Below are 20333 nucleotides of genomic sequence, written 5' to 3' on the forward strand. Positions count from 1 at the left end.
TTTCCCCTGTTCGGGTTGAATGTGCTGCTAGTTCGCTATTGCTGCCGGGCCCCGGTGGGCGGTGACACTGCCGCCGCCCACCGGGTCGGCTCCTAGTTTGCGAGGTCGTCGACCGTCGCGGCTTCGTTCCGGGACAGGTTGATGCCCAGGTTCGCGGCCGCCCGCTCCAGGTCCTCGTCGTCGCCGTCGCGCATCTCGATGGCGGCGCCGTCGCTGGACAGCACCTCCACGTTCAGGCACAGCGACTGGAGCTCCTTGAGGAGAACCTTGAACGATTCGGGGATACCGGGCTCGGGGATGTTCTCGCCCTTGACGATGGCCTCGTACACCTTCACGCGGCCGACCACGTCGTCCGACTTGATGGTGAGCAGCTCCTGCAGCGTGTACGCCGCGCCGTAGGCCTGCATCGCCCAGCACTCCATCTCACCGAACCGCTGGCCACCGAACTGGGCCTTACCACCGAGCGGCTGCTGCGTGATCATCGAGTACGGACCGGTCGAACGCGCGTGGATCTTGTCGTCGACCAGGTGGTGCAGCTTGATGATGTACATGTAGCCGACCGAGACCGGGTACGGGAACGGCTCGCCGGAGCGGCCGTCGAACAGTGTGGCCTTGCCGTCGGAGCCGACCATCTGCTCGCCGTCGCGGTTCGGCAGCGTCGAGCCGAGCAGACCGGTCAGCTCGTCCTCCTTGGCACCGTCGAACACCGGGGTCGCGATGTTCGAGTCGGCCGGGGCGGAGAGCATCTCCTCCGGCAGGTTCTGCGCCCAGTCCGGACGGCTGCCGTCGCCGGCGATCTGCACGTTCCAGCCGGTCTTGCCGATCCACCCGAGGTGGGTCTCGAGGACCTGACCGATGTTCATACGACGCGGAACACCGTGCGTGTTCAGGATGATGTCGACCGGCGTGCCGTCGGACAGGAACGGCATGTCCTCCTGCGGGAGGATCTTGCCGATGACGCCCTTGTTGCCGTGCCGGCCGGCGAGCTTGTCGCCGTCCTGGATCTTGCGCTTCTGCGCCACGTACACGCGGACCAGCTCGTTGACACCGGGGGGCAGATCGTCGTCGTCCTCGCGCGAGAACACGCGGACGCCGATGACCTTGCCGGTCTCACCGTGCGGCACCTTCAGGGAGGTGTCGCGGACCTCGCGGGCCTTCTCACCGAAGATCGCGCGCAGCAGCCGCTCCTCCGGGGTCAGCTCCGTCTCGCCCTTCGGGGTGACCTTGCCGACGAGGATGTCGCCGTCACGGACCTCGGCACCGATGCGCACGATGCCGCGCTCGTCGAGGTCGGCGAGGACCTCGTCGGAGACGTTCGGGATGTCCCGGGTGATCTCCTCGGCACCGAGCTTGGTGTCGCGGGCGTCGATCTCGTGCTCCTCGATGTGGATCGAGGTGAGGACGTCCTCCTCCACGAGGCGCTGCGACAGGATGATCGCGTCCTCGTAGTTGTGGCCCTCCCACGGCATGATCGCCACGAGCAGGTTCTTGCCGAGCGCCATCTCACCGTTCTCGGTGCAGGGACCGTCGGCGAGGACCTGACCGGCCTCGACCCGCTGACCCTCGTCCACGATCGGACGCTGGTTGGAGCAGGTGCCCTGGTTCGAGCGCGCGAACTTGTTCAGGCGGTAGGTCTTGCGGCTGCCGTCGTCGGCCATGACCGTGACGTAGTCCGCGGAGACCTCCTCGATGACACCGGTCTTCTCGGTGACGATGACGTCGCCGGCGTCGACCGCGGCACGCAGCTCCATACCGGTGCCGACCAGCGGCGACTCGGAACGGACCAGCGGCACGGCCTGACGCTGCATGTTCGCACCCATCAGGGCGCGGTTGGCGTCGTCGTGCTCGAGGAACGGGATCATCGCGGTCGCGACGGAGACCATCTGCCGCGGCGAGACGTCCATGTAGTCGACGTCCGACGACGCGACGTACTCGACCTCGCCACCCTTACGGCGGACCAGGACGCGGTCCTCGATGAACTGGCCGGAGGAGTCGATCGGCGAGTTGGCCTGCGCCACGACGTGGCGGTCCTCCTCGTCCGCGGTCAGGTAGTGCACCTCGTCGGTGACCTGGCCGTCGACGACCTTGCGGTACGGGGTCTCGATGAAGCCGAACGGGTTGACCCGCGCGTACACCGACAGCGAACCGATCAGACCGATGTTCGGACCCTCGGGGGTCTCGATCGGGCACATGCGGCCGTAGTGCGACGAGTGGACGTCTCGCACCTCGAGGCCGGCGCGCTCACGGGACAGACCGCCGGGGCCCAGCGCCGACAGACGACGCTTGTGGGTCAGGCCCGACAGCGGGTTGTTCTGGTCCATGAACTGCGACAGCTGGGAGGTTCCGAAGAACTCCTTGATCGCGGCCACGACGGGACGGATGTTGATCAGGGTCTGCGGCGTGATCGCCTCGACGTCCTGGGTGGTCATCCGCTCGCGGACGACGCGCTCCATGCGGGACAGGCCGACCCGGATCTGGTTCTGGATCAGCTCGCCCACGGTGCGCAGACGACGGTTACCGAAGTGGTCGATGTCGTCGACCTCGACCGGCACCTCGACGCCGCCGGGGACGGTCATCGTGGTGTCGCCCGCGTGCAGACGCACCAGGTACTCGATCGTCGCGACGATGTCTTCCTCGGTGAGGGTCGACGCGGTGATCGGCTGCCCGGTGTTGACGCCCAGCTTCTTGTTGATCTTGTAGCGACCGACCCGCGCGAGGTCGTAGCGCTTCTCCTTGAAGAAGAGGTTCTCCAGCAGGGTCTGCGCGGACTCCTTGGTCGGCGGCTCGCCCGGACGCAACTTGCGGTAGATGTCGAGCAGCGCCTCGTCGGTCCCCGCGGTGTTGTCCTTCTCCAGCGTGGACATCATGATCTCGGAGAAGCCGAAGCGCTCGGCGATCTGCTCGGTGGTCCAGCCGAGGGCCTTGAGCAGCACGGTGACCGGCTGGCGACGCTTGCGGTCGATGCGGACGCCGACGGTGTCGCGCTTGTCGACGTCGAACTCGAGCCACGCACCGCGGCCCGGGATCACCTTGACGCTGTGCAGCGTCTTCTCGGTGGCCTTGTCGATCGACTCGTCGAAGTACACGCCCGGCGAGCGGACGAGCTGCGAGACGACGACGCGCTCGGTGCCGTTGATGATGAAGGTGCCCTTGTCGGTCATCATCGGGAAGTCACCCATGAAGACCGTCTGACTCTTGATCTCGCCGGTGTTGTTGTTGATGAACTCGGCGGTGACGAACAGCGGCGCCGCGTACGTCATGTCCTTGTCCTTGCACTCCTCGACGGAGGCCTTGACCTCGTCGAAGCGCGGATCGGAGAAGGACAGGGACATCGAGCCCGAGAAGTCCTCGATCGGGGACAGCTCGGTGAGAATGTCCTCCAGGCCGCCGGTCGCACCCTCGTCGCCGCGGGCCTTGGCCCGCTCGCGGGATGCCGGCGAACCGATCAACCACTCGAAGGAATCGGTCTGAAGATCAAGTAGACCCGGGACTTCGAGGGGTTCGCGAATTTTCGCGAACGAAACCCTCTTCGGGGCTCCGGGGATTCCGGCCTTGGTCTGGCTAGAGACTGCCAAGATGCGTCCTTCCAGCACCTCACGCGGGCCGCTCGCTTGCGTGCGACCGCCGCTGTATCTGCTTCTTCTGTGGGGCGAATTCGCTGGTCACAACCCGAACGAACCCGTCAACTCCACGCAAGAAGCGAAAACTTCGATGCAGCGAGGTCGAGGTGGTGGACAGGAGGCAGCCAGCGCAACGTCCAAAGGTACCGGAAACCGGCGCAGAATACAACCGGGCAGGTCGTAAGACCATCACCCGGAGGCTGGGCCCCGAGAACGCGACGCACCCGACAACAGCGTTGTGGCGGTCACGAGGAGGTTGGCGGCAGTGACACGTTCCGAAGCGGCTTCCGCGTCCGATGCCTCCATTTGCGCCGACGCGTGCCCACCCCGACCCGCGATCACTCGCACGTCTCGCCCAATAGAGTGACGCCTCGCGCCGTCCGCGTCAAGACCGATGCCCGGTTTGGGTGCCGGAAAGCCGTCAGCGGTCCCGAATGTCGGACAGCAGCCAGGTGTCGCCGACCTTCGCCATCGTCACCGACAGCGGTCCCTCGGCACTGCCCTGGGCGACGCCGTCGTTGCTCGCGCTGACGTTCATGCTGCCCACCAGCTCGGCGTGCGAGCCGTCGAGCAGCTTCACCCCGATGTCGGTGACCTCGGCGTTCGTCTCGGTCTTGGTCTGGACCACCGCATCGCGCGTGACCTGAGCCGTCTCGTCGAACTTGGCCCGCATGTCGTCGGTGAGCACCGCGCGGGCCCTGTCGAAGTCCTCGTCGACCGTGTCGTACTTGTAGGTGTACAGCGTCTCGATCGCCGTGCGCGCCGCCGCCGCCGCCTGCGTCGTGTCCGCGGTGTCCACCCAGGCCCGGTTGGGGACGTCCGCACCCGGCTTCACCGCCGCGACCACCGCGAACAGCGCGAGCGCGAAGGCGACGGCGCCGACCACGACCACCGCTCGCCAGCCGTTGACACCGACTCGGCCGCCGCGACCGTCCGCCTCCTCGAACACGTCGATGCGCGCCCGAGGGCGCAGCGCGCTGGTCCGGTTCACCGGCCGGGCCGGAGCCGGTGCGAGTTCCTCGGCGGCGTCTCGCGCCCCCGCCTCCTCCGCACCGTTCTTCCCAGCGCCTGCCTCCCCGGCACCGGTCTCCCCGGCAGCGGTCTCCCCGGCACCTGCCTCCCCGGTACCTGCCTCCCCGGCACCGGTCTCCGCCGCACCGGTGGCCTGTGCGGCGACGACCTCCGGCGCGGGCACCGCCTCGGCCACCGACGTCGCCTCGGCCCCCGGCTTCGACAGGTCGACCGGCTTCGGAGTCTCCACGGACCGCGGCTCGACCGGCTTCGGAGTCTCCACGGACCGCGGCTCGACCGGTTTCCGGTCGGCCGACGGGTCGGCGGCGCGACGGGGTGACTCGGTGCCGGCGATCTTCGGTCGGCGACCCTTCGGTTGCGGGTTGGGGCTGGTACGACGGATCGGCGGCACGGGAACTACTCCTCGAGGAGGGACGTCGGGACGGCTGGTCGGGGCCGGGCTACTGCCCGCCGGTGCCCGCATCGGGAGCGGGCGCGGGAGTGGCGGCGGGGTTCTCGGGTGCGCCCGCTGCCGGTGATCCACCCGCGGTCGCCGCGGTCCCGGCATCCATCGCGAGCGGTGCGCCGACGTTCGCGACCTGGGACGCCTTCCAGTCCCCGTCGACCTCGGTCAGGCCGATGCGCATCGTCACCTTCACCTTCCGCGGGTCCTGATCCGGCCAGGTCGTCGTGGTGGACAGAACCACGAGCGCGGTGGCCGACCCCTCGTCACGGCTGAAGTCCGTGAGGGCGGCATCGATGATCTGCGCCTCACTCGTGGCCCCGGTCTGCTGAACCTGCTCGGCCATCTGGGCCCGGGTGTCGTTCAGCGACTTGACCATCTCGTCGCCCGTGATCGACGACTCCATCCGCGCGAACGTCTCGTCGAGGTCCGCCGAGTCGACCGTGTTCAGGTTGATCGCGGCCTGCCGGGCGCCGGTGAGCGCGTCGTCCCTGGCCGCGGCGGTCGGCTTGTCGACGAACAGGGCGTGCGCCCAGCCGTATCCGAACCAGACGGCGGATCCCAGCGCCACCACGGCGAGAAGACTCACCACCGCGAGGGCGGACCTGAGCAGTGTCGTGCTACGCATCACACCTCCACCCTACTTGAAAGTAACTTCCGCCCGCCGCGGCCACCACGAACGGCCACCGCGGCATCGGACCACGCCCCTACTTCAACGTGATCCCCATCAGGGCCGCGAGCTGAGTCGCGATCGGATTCAGATTCAGCGCCACCGGCGCCACCTTCGGCTTCTCGTCCCACGGCTGCGGCGTGTTCGGATCCGCGTACACGATCCGGTTGGCGGACCGGACGCCGGTGATGCTGCCGAGCGGAGTGGTGCAGTTGGCCTGCGTGTTCAGCGGGAAGTCGTCGACTGTCGGGTCGAAGTCCGGATTCTCCTGCTGCATCCGGTCCACGATCGCCTGGCTGCCCTCGTAACCCTGGGTGCACGGCGGAGGCTGGTTCACCTCGAGCACGATCCCCTGGTGCAACGTGCCGTCGCCGGGGGCGCCGGTGCTCGCGCCGGCCGCCAGGGCAGGCAGGAACGTCAGCAACGTGTTCAGGGCGATCGAGCGGGGTCCGAGGTCCGCGGCGACCAACGACAGGTTGTGCAGGTCGGCGGTCAACGCGGGCCCGGACGTGTCGATCAGCGAACCGACTTCGTTGCTCGCGGCGGTACCCGTCACGATCAACCGCCGCAGATCCGGGTCGCTGTCGCGCAACTGCGCCGCGATCAGGTCCACGTCCGCACTGAACTGGCGGATCGCCGACGACTGCTCCGACTGGGTGTCGAGCACCGTTCTGCTGTCGCGGATCAACTGCAGCGTCTGCGGCAGGTTCTCGATGCCCGCCTCCGTCAACGAGTTCAGCGAGTCGACCAGCACCTGCAGGTCGTCGCCGCGCCCGTCGAACGCCGTCCCGAGTTCGGTGACCGTGACGTTCAACGCGTCCAGCGGAACCGAGCGAACCAGCGAGTTCACACTCGACAGCACCTGCTCGACCGGAACCGGGATCGACGTGTCCTGCCGGGTGATCACCGACCCGTCCTCGAGGTACGGACCCTCGTCCGTCGTCGGCTGGAGATCGACGTACTGCTCGCCGATCGCCGACCGGTTCGCCACCACCGCCCGCGCCGACGCGGGCACCTCCGGCGCACTGCTGCTGAGCAGCAGGTCCACCTCGACCCCGTCGTCCGTCAGGTGCAGCTCGCCGACCCGACCGACCGGAACGCCCCGGTACGTGACCTCCGCGTTGGTGAAGATGCCACCCGAATCGGCGAAATCGGCCTTCACCGTGTACTGCCCGAACCCGAGGAGGTTGTCCAGCCGCACGTACTTCGCACCGACGTACACCAGGCCGACCAGGGCCACCGCGATGAACGCGACCAGCTGGATCCGAACGAGTCTGGACCTCATCGGCCACCCACCCCCAACTGCTCGAGCAGACCACCGAGCGGATTCTGCGCGCCGGCGCCGCTGACGGGAGCCGCGGCGGTGCCGCTGACCGGCTCGGTTCCGGGCGCCGGCGACTGCCCCGGCGCCGGAGCGGGTGCGGGCACGATCGGCGGCAGCGGCAGCAGCGACACAGTCGGCCATCCCGGCCTGGGTCCGTTGCCGTTGTAATACGGATTGGACGGATCCACGTTCGGCACGTAGCCGTTGTATCCCGGCGGCGGCGGTACGTACACCGGATCCGGCATCCCGACCCCCAGCGCCTCCAACTGCTGACCGAGCCGCATGTCGAGCGACAGGAAGAGGTTCATCGAGTTGCCATGGATCACCTTCTCCGCACCGTCCGGGAACGGGAAGGTCGGGACCAGCGGAAGAACCGCGACCAGGTCGTCGTCGGAATCGGCGAGAGCCTGCAACGTCGGACGCAACGCGCGCAGGTCCGCGATCAGGTTGTCCCTCGACTGCGTCAGCACGTCGGTGCCGACCTGCCCGAGCCGGTCCAGCTGACCGAGCATCTGCACGAACTGGGGTTGCTGGTCCGCGAGCACCTCCACCGCGGGCGGGATCTCCGCGAGGATCCGGTCGATCTGATCGGTCTGAGCGACCGTCCGACCAGTGAGCGTGTCCAGCCCGTCGAGCGCCCGGGTGATGTCGTCACGCTGCCTGTTCAACCCGTCGATCAGGGTGTTCGCCTGGTCCAGGAGCGACCGCACCCGGTCCTCGCGACCGTCGAAGACCACGGTCAGCTCGTGGATGATCGGTTGCAGCTGCGCCACCCCGCCGCCGTTGAGCAGCAACGACAGCGCGCCGAGCACCTGCTCGATGTCGGTGGCGTGGCGCGTCCGGTCGACCGGGATGGTGTCGCCGTCCTCGAGTCGCGCCACCGAGGGATCCACCTCGGGCGCCGTGAGCTCGATGAACTTCTCTCCCAGCAGGCTGGTCTGCTGCACGCTGGCCACCGCGTTCGCGGGGAGGTCCACCGCCGAGTCGACGACCACGTTCACGTCGGCGGTCCACCCGTCGTCCGGGACCCCGATGTTCTCGACCCGTCCGACCGGGACGCCGTCCACCTTCACCGTCGACTGCGGCACCAGGTCGAGGACGTCGTCGAACTGCACGGTCAGGTGCATCGGGTTCTCACCGATCTCCGCGCCGCCGGGCAGCGGGATGTCGTAGATGCCGCCCGACCCGCAGCCCGACACCACGAGCGCCACCGCGCAGGTGCCCGCCCCGATCGCAACCGTCCGCTTCACAGTCCTCCCCTGCGCGCCTGCCCACGACCGAACAGCTCCCACCCGCATCACTGCCCACCCCGGGGAATGTTCTGGTCGCTCAGGCCCGGCGCCTGCGAGTTGCCCAGTCGCGGTGAGACGGTGCCCGGCACCGTCCCCGGCTGCGACGGCCGCTGCAGGTTGTCGCCGGACAGGATGCCGAACGGCAGGTTCAGCGTCGGCGTCTTCACGCCCGCGGTGATCTGGTCCGTGATGACGTTGCAGTTCTCGATCACCGGCCGCATCTGCCGGCTCAACGCCTCGAACTGCGGGTCGCCGGGCATCAGTTTGCCGAGGTCCATCAGCTTGCACAGGGTGCCGTACGGGTCCTGCGTCTCGGGTAGGTTCAGGCGCGACGCCAACGTGCCCGACTCCGCGTCGTACGAGTTGACGACGTTGCTGATCGCCAGCGGCAGGGTGGTCAGCGCGTCGACCAGGTCCTGCCGGTTGTCGGCGAGTGTCTGCGTCACCTGCACCAGTCCCTCCGCGTTGCTCGCGACCAGGTCCTTGTTGTCCCGGACGAACACCGCGACGTCGCCGAGCGTGACCGACAGCTGGTTCAGCGCCGCGCCGAGGTCCTCGCGTTCGCTGCTGAGGAAGCCGCTGAGATCGGCGAGCTGTGTGTTGAACTGCCGCACCTGCGCGTCGTTCGCGGCGAGGGCACTGACGAACGTCTGCAGGTTCCTCACCGTCTCGAACAGATCGCCGCGGTAGTAGTTGAGAGTGGCTGCAGCCTTGGACAATTCGTTGATCGTGGTGCCCAGTGCTTCACCGTTGCCGTCCAGGTTCCGCGCGGCGGTGTCGACGAGATCGGACAGCGCGCCGTCCTTGTTCGCCCCGTTCGGCCCCAGCGCCTCGGACAGTTCCTCGATGCTCGAGTACAGCTGGTCCACCTCGACCGGGGTCGCGGTGCGCTCCCGCGGGATCGTCGCACCCGACTCCATCACCGGACCCTCGGAGTAGGCCGGTGCCAACTGGATGTAGCGGTCCGAGACGACCGACGGGGTGACCTGCGCGGCCTTCGCGTCGGCGGGGACGTCCACGCCGCGGTCGACGCGCATCACGACCTGGACCCGGTCGCCCTGCGGGGTGACCTCCTCTACCTCGCCGACCTTGACGCCCAGCACCCGGACGTCCGAGCCGGGGTAGATGCCGACCGACTTGTCGAAGTACGCGGTGATCTCGGTCGTCCCCGCGCGGGCGTAGAGCCACCCGCCGCCGACCGCGATCACGAGGACTGCGACGACGACGGCGACCGTCGTGAGGATCTGTGCGCGGCTGAACTTCGGCATGCGGCCCGACGTGATACCTGTCATCAGCTGCCCCCCAGCGTGCGCACCGGATCGCGGTACCCCGGGATCAGCGGGAGCGCGGGCGGCGTCAGGTTGACGACGACCTGGTCGAACCAACGCCCGTTGCCGACGATGTTCGCGTACAGGCGCGTGAACGGCGCGTACAGCTTGATGGCCTCGTCGAGGTTGGTGTTGTTGTCCTGCAGGATCTGCACGACACCGCGCAGCTGCTCGAGTGCCGGACCGATCTGCGCCTCGTTGTCCCGGACCAGCCCCGTCAGCTGCTGGGACAGCCGCTGGGTCCCGGCCAACAGCTGCGAGATGGCCTGCTGGCGGGTGTTGAGCTCGCCGAGCAGCAGACCCGCGCTGGAGATCAGCCGGGTGAACTCGGTGTTGCGGTCCGCCAGCACCTGCGACGTCTTCGCCGTCGCCGCGAACAGTTGCGTCAACTCGGCGTCACGGGTCTCGATGGTCTGCGACAGCCGCGACACGCCGTCGAGGGACGCCCGGATGTCCGCGGGCGTGCCCTCGAACGCGTCCGACAGCGTCTGCATGCTCTGCGCCAGCTGCGGGGTGTCGATCTGCTCGAGCGTGGTGGCCGCGCTGGAGAACGCGTCGATGACGTCGTACGGCGACGTGGTCCGCTCCAGCGGGATCGGGTCCTTCGCCTTCAGGGTCGACGAGCCGCGCGGGTCCAGAGCCAGGTACTTCTGCCCGAGGATCGTCTTGATCTGGATGGACGCGGTGGTCTGGTCGCCGACCCAGGCGTCCTTCACCTTGAACGAGACCTCGACCCGGTCGCCGTCGAGGGTGACGTCGGTGACCTTGCCGACCTTCACCCCGGCGATCCGCACCTCGTTGTCCGGTTTGAGGCCCGCGGCCTCGCTGAACTCGGCACTGTAGGTCGCGCCCGCACCGAGGATCGGCAGGTCGTCGAGGTAGAAGGCCGACATCGTCGCCAGCAGCACCAGCATGATGCCGAGCGCTCCGGTGGTCGCCGGGCTGCGGCGCCTCGCGGTCACTGGCCCGCCCCGTCCGCCGAGCACCGCGGTGCCGAGTTGGTGTAGATCGGCTGGTTGATCGTCGGCAGACCCGTCGGCAGGTTCAGGTACTTCGACTCGCCCGGCCCGGCGACGACGTCGATGCCGCACAGGTAGAACTGGAACCACGAGCCGAAGCTGGCGATCCGGCTCAGCTTCTCGAGCTTGACCGGCAGGTTCACCAGGACCGCGTTCACCTGGTCGCTCTGCTCGTTGAGGGTCCCGGCGAGGGTGTCCAACGCCGACACCGAACCCTGGATCGACGGTCGCGTCGGTTCGAGCAGGTCGGCCGTCGCGTCGGTCAGCCCGGCAAGTGACGTGACGGCGTCGCCGACCACGCCGCGGTCGTTCGCCAGCCCCGTGACCAGTTCCTCCGTGTTCACGATCAGTGCGCTGAGCTCCTCGTCGTGCTCGTTGACGGTGTCGAGGACGACGTTGAGATTGTCGATCACGTCCCCGATCACCCGGTCCTTGTCGGCGATCGTGTTGGTCAGCGACGCCGTGTTGCGCACGAGCTCCGAAATCGTGCCGCCCTCTCCCTGGAACACCTGGATGATCTGGTACGACAGCTTGTTCACGTCGTCGGCGCTGAGCGTCTGGAACAGCGGCCGGAAACCGTTGAACAACGTGGTCAGGTTGACCGCGGGTCGGGTGTGGGCGAGATCGATCGTCTGGCCCTCGGTCAGTTTCATCCCCTGTCGGCCGCTCCCCTCCTCGAGCGCGATGTAGCGCTGCCCGACGAGGTTCCGGTAACGGATGGTGGCCGTCGACCCCGCGGGCAGCCAGTCGCGGTCGGTCAGCGAGAACTCGACCTCGGCCTCCCGGTCGTTGACGATCGAGATCTTGTCGACCTGCCCGACTCGAACACCCGCGATCCGCACCTCGTCGCCCTTGTTCAGGGACGTCACGTCGGAGAACACGGCGTTGAACTTCGTTCCGGCACCTCCGCTCGTGTTCGCGATCGTCAGCGCGAGCGTCACCGTCGCCAGCACCGTGACGACGGCGAAGACGACGAGCTTCGTCAGCGGTCCGGACAGACCACGCAACTGCGCCTTCATCGCACGCTCACCTCCGTCCCCCGCAGGGCCGGTGCACCCAGCAGGGTCGCCCAGCCCGGCACGTCCTCCGGCAGCGTGCCGGTGCCCTGCCCGTAGATGACGGCGAGCGTGTCCTGTTCGAGCGTCGACCCGGTGTACCGGGCCGGCGTGTTCACCGCGCCGGGGACGGGTGCGTACTGCGGGGCGGCCGGCGACGGCACGTACGACGGGCCCGGGTTCCGCGACGGCACCTGGTAGGCGCCGTCGTTGTAGGAGCCACCCGGGTACTGCGGGAACTTGTCCCCCGGCGCAGCGGGCGTGTAGCACTTGGCGCCGCGGTTGTCGAACAGTCGCGGCTCGTCCTGGTTCGGCAGGTACGCGCCCTTGGGGTTGACGAACACCGTCGCGGCGCGGGCCCCGGGGTGGTCCTGGAGGCTGCCGTCGGGGTTCAGTCCGAGGATCCCGGACGCGTTGTTCACGATCGGCACGAACTGCGAGAACGTGCACCCGAACGTCGGCGAGGCCGCCGCGAGCACCTCGAGAGTGGCGCGCGAATCGGCCGCGATCGAGATCAGCGCGTCACGGTTGGCCGACAGGAAGTCGGCGGTGCTGCCCGACGTCCCGGTCACCGACGACATCAGGGTGCGGATCTCGTTCTGCTGCTGCACCACGGTCGCACCGGTGGTGCGCAGGCTGTCGAGGGCGTTGATCAGGTCCGGAGCCGCCTGCGAGTAGGTCTCGGAGAAGTCGGCCAGCCCCTCGAGGCCGCGCTCGAGATTCGGCAGCTCGGTGTTGACACCGGCGAAGATCGTCTCGAGCCGCTCGAGGCTGAGACCGATCTCGGCGCCACGGCCGGTCAGGGCCTGGTTCAGCGCACCGAGTGTGTTCGCCAGGTCCTGCGGCGGCACCGCCTGCAGCAGCGGCAGCAGGCCATCGAGGAGTTCACCCACCTCGATCGCGTTGCCGCTCGTGTCCTGGTGGATCGTGTCGCCCTCTGTGATCGGGGGCGCGGTGGTCTCCGGCGGCACGATCAGCGACACGTACCGCTCGCCGAACAGCGTCTTCGGGAGCAGTCGCGCGGTCGTGTCGGCCGGAATCAGCTCCGCCTTGTCGGGGTCGATGGCCAGGACCGAGGTCACCGTGCCCTGTTCCGTCGACGACGAGCGGACCTCACCGACGATGAGTCCGCGCACCTTCACGTCCGCGTGGGCGGGCAGCGAATTGCCGACCGTGTCGGTGACCAGACTGACGCTGACGACCTTCTTGAAGGACTTGTTGTACATCCCGATGGTGAACGCCACGAACAGCACCAGCACCAGGAAGAAGACCAGGCCGAGCACCCGTCGGCGAAGGACCGAGCCGTCGTTGCTCATCCCGCCACCCGCACCGTGGTCGTCGTTCCCCAGATCGCGAGGCTGAGGAAGAAGTCGAGCACGGCGATGGTGACGATCGCGGTCCGCACCGCACGCCCCACCGCGACCCCGACGCCCGCCGGACCGCCGGAGGCGGTGTAGCCGTAGTAGCAGTGGATCATGATCAGCACGAACGCGAAGACCAGTACCTTGCCGAACGACCACAGCACGTCCGCCGGAGGCAGGAACAGGTTGAAATAGTGGTCGTAGGAGCCGCTGGACTGACCGTTGAACAGCGTGCTGATCAGCCGGGACGCGAAGTAGGACGCCAGCAGACCGACGATGTACAGCGGGATGACCGCGATGAACCCGGCGACCATGCGGGTGGTCACCAGGAACGGCACCGACGGCACGGCCATCACCTCGAGGGCGTCGATCTCCTCGGAGATCCGCATCGCACCGAGCTGGGCGGTGAAGCCACAGCCCACGGTCGCCGACAACGCGAGGGCCGCCACGATCGGCGCGATCTCGCGGGTGTTGACGTAGGCGGACAGGAAGCCCGTCAGCACCGAGCTGCCCAGTTGGTCGAGCGCGGCGTAGCCCTGCAGGCCGACGACGACACCGGTGAAGCCCGACATCATCACGATCACGCCGATCGTGCCGCCGATGACGGCGAGGGCTCCGCTGCCGAAGGTGACCTCGGCGAGCAGCCGCAGCACCTCCCGGCTGTAGTGCGTGACGGTGCGCGGAATCCAGCCGATCGCGCGGGCGTAGAACGACATCTGGTCGCCCGCGCGATCGAGCATGTGCAACGGAGCCCGTCCGGCCCGGCGCACCTGCATCAGGGCGCGGTCCCCGCGTCCCTTGGCGATGGTCATCGAACTAGGCCCCCTTCGCCGGAACGATCTGCAGATACACCATCGTCAGGATCAGGTTCGCGAAGAAGAGCAACAGGAACGTGATGACGACCGTCTGGTTGACGGCCTCGCCGACACCCTTCGGTCCCGGGTTCGGGTGCAGACCCTTGTACGCGGCGACGACGCCGGCGATGACACCGAAGATCGCCGCCTTCGCCTCCGCGATGTACAGGTCCGGCAACTGGGCCAGGGCCGAGAACGACGCCAGGTAGGCACCGGGGGTGCCGCCCTGGAGGATGACGTTGAAGAAGTAGCCGCCGGCGATGCCGACCACCGAGACGAGTCCGTTGAGCAGGAGCGCGACGAGCACCATCGCCAGAACGCGGGGGACGACGAGACGCTGGATCGGGTTGATGCCCAGCACCTCCATCGCGTCGATCTCCTCGCGAATCGTCCGCGACCCGAGGTCTGCCGTCACCGCCGAACCCGCCGCGCCCGCGATCAGCAGGGCTGTCACGATCGGACTGCCCTGTTGGATCACGGCCAGCACGCTGGCCGCACCGGTGAACGCCTCCGCACCGAGCTGTTTGATCAGCGACCCGGTCTGCAACGAGACCACCGCGCCGAACGGGATCGCGACGAGCGCGGTCGGCAGGATCGTGACGCTCGCGATGAACCACGCCTGCTCGATGAACTCGCGGAACTGGAACGGCTTGCGAAAGAGGTTGCGGACAACGTCGACGAACAGTTGGACGATCAGACCCGCTTGGGTCAGCGCCGCCGAGATCGGGCTCAGCAGCGTGCTCTTCGAACTCCCCACGCGAGCTCTACCCGTGGCCCCAGGACGAGGACTCCGTGCCGGAATCGTTGTAGGCGCCGTCGCTGTAGGCTCCCGAACCGCTGTACGCCGTATCACTGTAGGCGGGAATCACCTGGTTGCCGGCGTCGCCGTCGCCGAAGCTGGCCAGAATGGACTGCTGCGCCTCCGGCGGCAGGGTGTGCAGGATCGACCGGACCCGATCCTGCCTGCGGTGAACGGCCTGCCGGACCGGCATGCCGGGGGTCGCCTGCATCTGCGGGACGACACCGGACACCTCCTGGGAGCCGTCGTGGTGACCGGCCTCCTTCATCGCCAGCTCCGCCGCCATCTGCGACTCGTCCTTCTCCTCGGACATGCCGATCGGACCGATCTTGCTGCCGTTGAGGAACTGCTTGACGACCGGTTCCTCGCTGGTCAGCAGGACCTCGCGGGGACCGAACATGACCAGCTGCTTGCGGAAGAGCATGCCGAGGTTGTCGGGCACGGTGCGGGCCAGGTTGATGTTGTGCGTCACGATCAGGATCGTCGCGTCGATCTGCGCGTTGATGTCGATCAGCAGCTGGCTCAGGTACGTGGTGCGGACGGGGTCGAGGCCGGAGTCCGGCTCGTCGACGAGGATGATCTCGGGGTCGAGCACCAGTGCGCGAGCCAGGCCCGCGCGCTTGCGCATACCGCCGGAGATCTCGCCGGGCAGCTTGTTCTCGGCGCCGAGGAGACCGTTGAGCTCGAGCTTCTCCATCACGATCTTGCGGATGTCGGACTCGGACTTCTTGGTGTGTTCTCGCAGCGGGAAGGCCACGTTGTCGTACAGGTTCATCGAACCGAACAGCGCACCGTCCTGGAACAGGACACCGAACATCTGGCGGATCTCGTAGAGCTCCTTCGAGGAACACTGCAGGATGTCCGTGCCGTCGATGACGATCGAGCCCTGTTCCGGCCGCAGCAGGCCGATCAGGGACTTGAGGAACACCGACTTGCCGGTTCCGGACGGACCGAGCAGCGCGCTGACCTCCCCGGCAGGCAGCGTCAGAGTGACGTCCTGCCAAATTTTCTGCGAGCCGAACGACTTCGTGAGCCCCTCGACTGAAACCTCAACTCCCACCACTTACCTCCACGCATTCGACAGGTTGGCCCCCACTGTGGGTTTGGTCACTCTATCTCATCGATGTGGTACCCGTGACTCCAGATCCTACTCACGAGTAAGTACGGTTCGCAAGACAACCGAACGACCCACCGGAGAACCCGCGCCCCCTGCATTTCGCGCCCGGGCGAACCGCCGTCGGGGCGCACCGTGCCCGCCCCCGGATGCCCCCGGATACGACGAAGAGGGCCGCTCCCCGATGGGGAACGACCCTCTTTCGACTGCGTACGCCGAAGCGTCACACGACGAGCGTCTTACTTGACGGTGACCGTCGCGCCGGCAGCGACCAGCTTCTCCTTGGCAGCCTCGGCGGCGTCCTTGGCGACCTTCTCCAGGATCGGCTTCGGCGCGCCCTCGACGAGGTCCTTGGCCTCCTTCAGACCCAGGCCGGAGACGACCTCACGGACGACCTTGATGACCTGGATCTTCTTGTCGCCGGCACCCTCGAGGATGACGTCGAACTCGTCCTGCTCCTCAGCGGCCTCGGCGGCGGCGGCCGGGGCACCGGCGGCGGCAACGGCGACCGGAGCGGCAGCGGTGACCTCGAAGGTCTCCTCGAAGGCCTTCACGAACTCCGAGAGCTCGAGGAGGGTGAGCTCCTTGAACTGGTCCAGCAACTCTTCGGTGGTGAGCTTCGCCATGATGGCGTCCTTCCTGTAAGTCCCATGTCGCTGATCCGCGACGAGGTGGGATGGGTGGTGTTACGTGATACGCAAGACCCGAACCGCGGTTGACCCCGCGAGCCCGACGTCTCGTGCGGATCAGCTTTCGGCTGCGGAACCTTCCGCGGCCTTCTTCTCCTGCAGCGCGGCGGCCAGACGGGCCACCTGCGACGCGGGGGCGTTGAACAGGCCTGCGGCCTTTGCCAAGTTGCCCTTCATCGCGCCGGCCATCTTGGCCAGCAGGACCTCGCGGGACTCGAGGTCCGCGATCCTGTTGACCTCGTCCACGGACAGCGCAGCGCCGTCCATGTAGCCGCCCTTGATGACGAGCGCCTTGTTGTCCTTCGCGAAGTTCTTCAGTGCCTTCGCGGCGTCGACCGGCTCGCCCTTGATGAATGCAATGGCGGTCGGTCCGACGAACAGGTCGTCAAGGCCCTCGACGCCCGCCTCTGCGGCGGCACGCTTGACCAGGGTGTTCTTGGCGACGGAGTAGGTAGCGCCTTCTCCGAGCGCGCGACGCAGCTGCGTCAGACTGGTCACCGACAGACCACGGAACTCCGTGACCACGGCGGCAGTCGAACCCTTGAACTGCTCAGTGATCTCCGCGACCGCGGTGACTTTCTCGGGCTTTGCCATACTTCGCCTCCTCTCGTGACATCGTGTCGGTGCATCTACCTGGACGAAACAGCGCTTCGCCCAACCGAAGGCGCCGCAACACGACAAAACGCCCCGGTGCAGGGCACACGGGGCGTACACGAGGAGGTGCGGGCCCAGCTCACGCCGGACCGAACTCTCCCCTAGCCTCGTCCTCCTGCGTGGGCCGCCGGACATGATCCGGACCTTCAACCGACTTCCGCCGACAGGCGGACACCGGTGACCAACGGTCTTGGGTAGAACTTGTTGGGGTGAACTCGAAATAGTTCGAACTCTCCCCGAGACAGTACAGGACCTGTCGGTGAACACCAAAACGGCGGCAGCCGGGACGGTGCATTCCGTCCCGGCCGCCGCCGTGTGTGGTGCCTGTGAGCGCCTTACGCCTCTGCATCCTCGAGGAGGTTGCGGGTGCGGTTCGGGTCCACCGGGATGCCCGGTCCGGTGGTGGTCGAAACCGTGACCTTCTTGACGTAACGGCCCTTGGCCGACGACGGCTTCGCACGCAGGATCTCGTCGAGCGCGGCGCCGTAGTTCTCCACCAGCTTGGCGTCGTCGAACGAGGCCTTGCCGATGACGAAGTGCAGGTTGGCCTGCTTGTCGACGCGGAAGTTGATCTTGCCGCCCTTGATGTCCGCAACAGCCTTCGCCACGTCGGTGGTGACGGTGCCCGTCTTCGGGTTCGGCATCAGGCCACGCGGTCCGAGGACACGGGCGATGCGGCCGACCTTGGCCATCTGGTCCGGGGTCGCGATCGCGGCGTCGAAGTCGAGCCAGCCGCCCTGGATCCGCTCGATCAGGTCCTCGGCACCGACGGCGTCCGCGCCTGCGGCCTCGGCCTCGGCGGCCTTCTCGCCGGCGGCGAACACGATCACACGGGCCGTCTTACCGGTGCCGTGCGGGAGGTTGACGGTGCCGCGGACCATCTGGTCCGCCTTGCGGGGATCGACGCCGAGGCGAACGGCGACCTCGACGGTCGCGTCCATCTTCGGCGAGGAGGTCTCCTTGGCGAGCTTCGCAGCCTGCAGCGGGCTGTAGAGCTTGCTCGAGTCGACCTTTTCAGCGGCGGCGAGGTACGCCTTGCTGCGCTTTGCCATGTCTTCTGTCCTAACTTCTCGCCCGGGTGCTCTCACCCACGGCGAATTGGTTCAGTGTGGTTGCGGGCCTGGCCGGCCCTCCCACGCGTTCTCTGCGACGAGAAGTCGCTCAGCCCTCGACGAGGATGCCCATGGAACGGGCGGTGCCGGCGATGATCTTCGCGGCGGCGTCGATGTCGTTGGCGTTGAGGTCTTCCTGCTTGGTCTTGGCGATCTCGCGCACCTGATCCATGGTCACGGTCGCGACCTTGGTCTTGTGCGGCTCGCCGGAGCCCTTCGGCACACCAGCGGCCTTGAGCAGCAGCTTGGCGGCCGGCGGGGTCTTCAACTTGAAGTCGAAGGTCCGGTCCTCGTAGACGGAGATCTCCACGGGGATCACGTTGCCGCGCTGCGACTCGGTCGCCGCGTTGTAGGCCTTGCAGAACTCCATGATGTTCACGCCGTGCTGACCGAGCGCGGGACCCACCGGCGGGGCAGGGTTCGCCTGACCGGCCTGGATCTGAAGCTTGATCAGCCCTGCGAGCTTCTTCTTCTTGGGGGGCATCTTCGTTCCTATTTCTTGCGGGTGTGTTTCTTGCTGCAGTGCAAGTGTGGGGGCCGCGCGGACCTGTGGACCGTGCGGGCCTAGATCTTCGAGACCTGGTTGAACGAGAGTTCGACCGGCGTCTCACGACCGAAGATCGAAACCAGGACCTTGAGCTTCTGCTGTTCGGCGTTGACCTCGCTGATGCTGGCGGGCAGCGTCGCGAACGGTCCGTCCATGACGGTCACCGACTCGCCGACCTCGAAGTCGACCTCGATCAGCGGCTTGGCGACGGTCTCGGTCACGGTCTCGCCGGTGACGGCTGCCGCGGCGGCGGGCTTCTTCGCACCCTGCTGCGGCATCAGGAACTTGACGACCTCGTTGATCGTCAGCGGCGACGGCCGCGAGGTGGCACCGACGAAACCGGTGACGCCCGGGGTGTTGCGGACGGCGCCCCACGACTCGTCGTTGAGTTCCATCCGGACCAGGATGTAGCCGGGCAGCACCTTGCGGTTGACCTGCTTGCGCTGGCCGTTCTTGATCTCGGTGACCTCTTCGGTCGGGACCTCGACCTGGAAGATGTAGTCGCCGACGTCCAGATTCTGGACGCGGGTCTCGAGGTTGGCCTTCACCTTGTTCTCGTAGCCGGCGTACGAGTGGATGACGTACCAGTCGCCGGGCGCACGCCGCAGCGCGGCCTTCATCTCCGCGACGGGATCGACCGGCTCCTCGGCGACGTCCGCAGCGGCACCGTCGGAAACCTCCGCCTCGTCGGCGTCGGTCGCGTCGTCGGTATCGGTCACGTCGACCTGCTCGGTCTCGTCGGCGACCACGCCGTCAGCGGCCTCCACTGCGACCGCGTCATCGGCAATGGGCTCTCCGGCCACGGCCTCAATTGCGTCGTTCTCGGGGGTGCTCACTGGCGCACTCGCTTCCTCTCATTGCATGTCGGTGTCCGGATCAGCCGAACAACCAGGTGACGCCCTTGATGAACGCCAGATCCAATCCACTGATGAACGCCACCATGAACGCCACGAAGACGAGGACGACGGTGGTGTAGGTGACCATCTGCTTGCGGTTCGGCCAGATCACCTTGCGCAGCTCGGCGATGACCTCGCGGAGGTATCGCCGCAGTCGCTTGAAGAAATTGTCCTTGCGCGGCTTCTCCGCCTTCGCCTTCTCGGCGGACTTCGCGGGAGTGCCTGCGGTCGCGGCGACCGTGGTCGCGGCGGAAACATCGCCGGTCGCGCCTGCGGCGCGGGTACGGCGGCCCGGACGCTTGCCAGTCGGCCGAGAGGAGGAGGCAGCGTCGTTCGCGGTGCCGTCGCCGTCGGTGCCCAAGGACCCCGCCGACTGCTCGGCCTTTCCGCGATCCTCGCTCACCGTCGTTCCTCTCAGTCGCTGACATCCGGGGCAGGGGCGACAGGACTTGAACCTGCAACCTGCGGTTTTGGAGACCGCTGCTCTGCCAATTGAGCTACGCCCCTCTGGTCGACCTCGGTCGT

Annotated in this window: 18 protein-coding genes and 1 tRNA gene; all 19 read right to left on the reverse strand. The window is 67.4% G+C overall.

The window, feature by feature from the left end; translation table 11 throughout:
- Positions 1 to 92: 92 nt before the first annotated feature.
- Positions 93 to 3593 carry a DNA-directed RNA polymerase subunit beta gene (gene rpoB / locus ACFYVR_RS11660; RefSeq protein WP_387472929.1) on the reverse strand — a complete coding sequence of 1167 codons (3501 nt, stop codon included), beginning with the start codon at positions 3591 to 3593 and terminating at the stop codon, positions 93 to 95.
- Between the two features lie 448 nt (positions 3594 to 4041).
- Positions 4042 to 5043 carry a hypothetical protein gene (locus tag ACFYVR_RS11665; RefSeq protein ID WP_387472931.1) on the reverse strand — a complete coding sequence of 334 codons (1002 nt, stop codon included), beginning with the start codon at positions 5041 to 5043 and terminating at the stop codon, positions 4042 to 4044.
- A 49-nt stretch (positions 5044 to 5092) separates the two neighbouring features.
- Positions 5093 to 5722, reverse strand: a complete 630-nt coding sequence (locus ACFYVR_RS11670; RefSeq protein WP_387472933.1) for a hypothetical protein — start codon at positions 5720 to 5722, stop codon at positions 5093 to 5095.
- A 79-nt stretch (positions 5723 to 5801) separates the two neighbouring features.
- Positions 5802 to 7049: an MCE family protein gene (locus ACFYVR_RS11675; protein ID WP_387472935.1), complete on the reverse strand. Its 1248-nt coding sequence runs from the start codon at positions 7047 to 7049 to the stop codon at positions 5802 to 5804.
- Positions 7046 to 8338 carry an MCE family protein gene (locus tag ACFYVR_RS11680; RefSeq protein ID WP_387472937.1) on the reverse strand — a complete coding sequence of 431 codons (1293 nt, stop codon included), beginning with the start codon at positions 8336 to 8338 and terminating at the stop codon, positions 7046 to 7048. Before ACFYVR_RS11680 ends, ACFYVR_RS11675 begins: the two co-directional genes overlap by 4 nt.
- 47 nt (positions 8339 to 8385) lie before the next feature.
- Entirely contained in the window at positions 8386 to 9648 is a 1263-nt protein-coding gene (locus tag ACFYVR_RS11685; protein ID WP_387473129.1) for an MCE family protein, read from the reverse strand.
- A 23-nt stretch (positions 9649 to 9671) separates the two neighbouring features.
- Complete coding sequence (locus ACFYVR_RS11690; protein WP_387472939.1) at positions 9672 to 10670, reverse strand: MCE family protein; 999 nt, start codon at positions 10668 to 10670, stop codon at positions 9672 to 9674.
- Positions 10667 to 11734 carry an MCE family protein gene (locus ACFYVR_RS11695; RefSeq protein WP_387473131.1) on the reverse strand — a complete coding sequence of 356 codons (1068 nt, stop codon included), beginning with the start codon at positions 11732 to 11734 and terminating at the stop codon, positions 10667 to 10669. Before ACFYVR_RS11695 ends, ACFYVR_RS11690 begins: the two co-directional genes overlap by 4 nt.
- 8 nt (positions 11735 to 11742) lie before the next feature.
- Entirely contained in the window at positions 11743 to 13098 is a 1356-nt protein-coding gene (locus ACFYVR_RS11700; RefSeq protein ID WP_387472941.1) for an MCE family protein, read from the reverse strand.
- Entirely contained in the window at positions 13095 to 13955 is an 861-nt protein-coding gene (locus tag ACFYVR_RS11705; protein WP_387472943.1) for an MlaE family ABC transporter permease, read from the reverse strand. Before ACFYVR_RS11705 ends, ACFYVR_RS11700 begins: the two co-directional genes overlap by 4 nt.
- A 4-nt stretch (positions 13956 to 13959) precedes the next feature.
- Complete coding sequence (locus tag ACFYVR_RS11710; RefSeq protein ID WP_387472945.1) at positions 13960 to 14754, reverse strand: MlaE family ABC transporter permease; 795 nt, start codon at positions 14752 to 14754, stop codon at positions 13960 to 13962.
- A gap of 7 nt (positions 14755 to 14761) precedes the next feature.
- Positions 14762 to 15859 (reverse strand): ABC transporter ATP-binding protein, encoded by a 1098-nt coding sequence (locus ACFYVR_RS11715; protein ID WP_387472947.1) that lies wholly within the window; start codon positions 15857 to 15859, stop codon positions 14762 to 14764.
- Positions 15860 to 16149: 290 nt separating this feature from the next.
- Positions 16150 to 16536, reverse strand: coding sequence for a 50S ribosomal protein L7/L12 (rplL, locus tag ACFYVR_RS11720; RefSeq protein WP_387472949.1), 387 nt, complete (start codon positions 16534 to 16536; stop codon positions 16150 to 16152).
- 120 nt (positions 16537 to 16656) lie between these two features.
- Positions 16657 to 17193 (reverse strand): 50S ribosomal protein L10, encoded by a 537-nt coding sequence (gene rplJ / locus ACFYVR_RS11725; protein ID WP_387472951.1) that lies wholly within the window; start codon positions 17191 to 17193, stop codon positions 16657 to 16659.
- A 395-nt stretch (positions 17194 to 17588) separates the two neighbouring features.
- Positions 17589 to 18305, reverse strand: coding sequence for a 50S ribosomal protein L1 (gene rplA / locus ACFYVR_RS11730; RefSeq protein ID WP_387472953.1), 717 nt, complete (start codon positions 18303 to 18305; stop codon positions 17589 to 17591).
- 109 nt (positions 18306 to 18414) lie between these two features.
- Positions 18415 to 18849, reverse strand: a complete 435-nt coding sequence (rplK, locus tag ACFYVR_RS11735) for a 50S ribosomal protein L11 (protein WP_387472955.1) — start codon at positions 18847 to 18849, stop codon at positions 18415 to 18417.
- Positions 18850 to 18929: 80 nt separating this feature from the next.
- Entirely contained in the window at positions 18930 to 19748 is an 819-nt protein-coding gene (nusG, locus tag ACFYVR_RS11740; protein ID WP_387472957.1) for a transcription termination/antitermination protein NusG, read from the reverse strand.
- Positions 19749 to 19788: 40 nt separating this feature from the next.
- Positions 19789 to 20211, reverse strand: coding sequence for a preprotein translocase subunit SecE (gene secE / locus ACFYVR_RS11745; protein WP_387472959.1), 423 nt, complete (start codon positions 20209 to 20211; stop codon positions 19789 to 19791).
- Between the two features lie 31 nt (positions 20212 to 20242).
- Positions 20243 to 20315: transfer RNA gene (locus tag ACFYVR_RS11750), tRNA-Trp, on the reverse strand.
- Positions 20316 to 20333: the final 18 nt, after the last annotated feature.

Source organism: Rhodococcus sp. NPDC003318 (assembly GCF_042879035.1).
Taxonomy (GTDB): Bacteria; Actinomycetota; Actinomycetes; order Mycobacteriales; family Mycobacteriaceae; genus Rhodococcus_G.

Excerpts from the sequence above, each read along its gene's own strand:
- ACFYVR_RS11705 (WP_387472943.1), bottom strand. The coding sequence starts at position 13,955 with ATGACCATCGCCAAGGGACGCGGGGACCGCGCCCTGATGCAGGTGCGC.
- ACFYVR_RS11670 (WP_387472933.1), bottom strand. The coding sequence starts at position 5,722 with ATGCGTAGCACGACACTGCTCAGGTCCGCCCTCGCGGTGGTGAGTCTT.
- rplK (WP_387472955.1), bottom strand. The coding sequence starts at position 18,849 with ATGCCCCCCAAGAAGAAGAAGCTCGCAGGGCTGATCAAGCTTCAGATC.
- rplA (WP_387472953.1), bottom strand. The coding sequence starts at position 18,305 with ATGGCAAAGCGCAGCAAGGCGTACCTCGCCGCCGCTGAAAAGGTCGAC.
- ACFYVR_RS11685 (WP_387473129.1), bottom strand. The coding sequence starts at position 9,648 with ATGCCGAAGTTCAGCCGCGCACAGATCCTCACGACGGTCGCCGTCGTC.
- rplJ (WP_387472951.1), bottom strand. The coding sequence starts at position 17,193 with ATGGCAAAGCCCGAGAAAGTCACCGCGGTCGCGGAGATCACTGAGCAG.
- rplL (WP_387472949.1), bottom strand. The coding sequence starts at position 16,536 with ATGGCGAAGCTCACCACCGAAGAGTTGCTGGACCAGTTCAAGGAGCTC.
- ACFYVR_RS11675 (WP_387472935.1), bottom strand. The coding sequence starts at position 7,049 with ATGAGGTCCAGACTCGTTCGGATCCAGCTGGTCGCGTTCATCGCGGTG.
- ACFYVR_RS11700 (WP_387472941.1), bottom strand. The coding sequence starts at position 13,098 with ATGAGCAACGACGGCTCGGTCCTTCGCCGACGGGTGCTCGGCCTGGTC.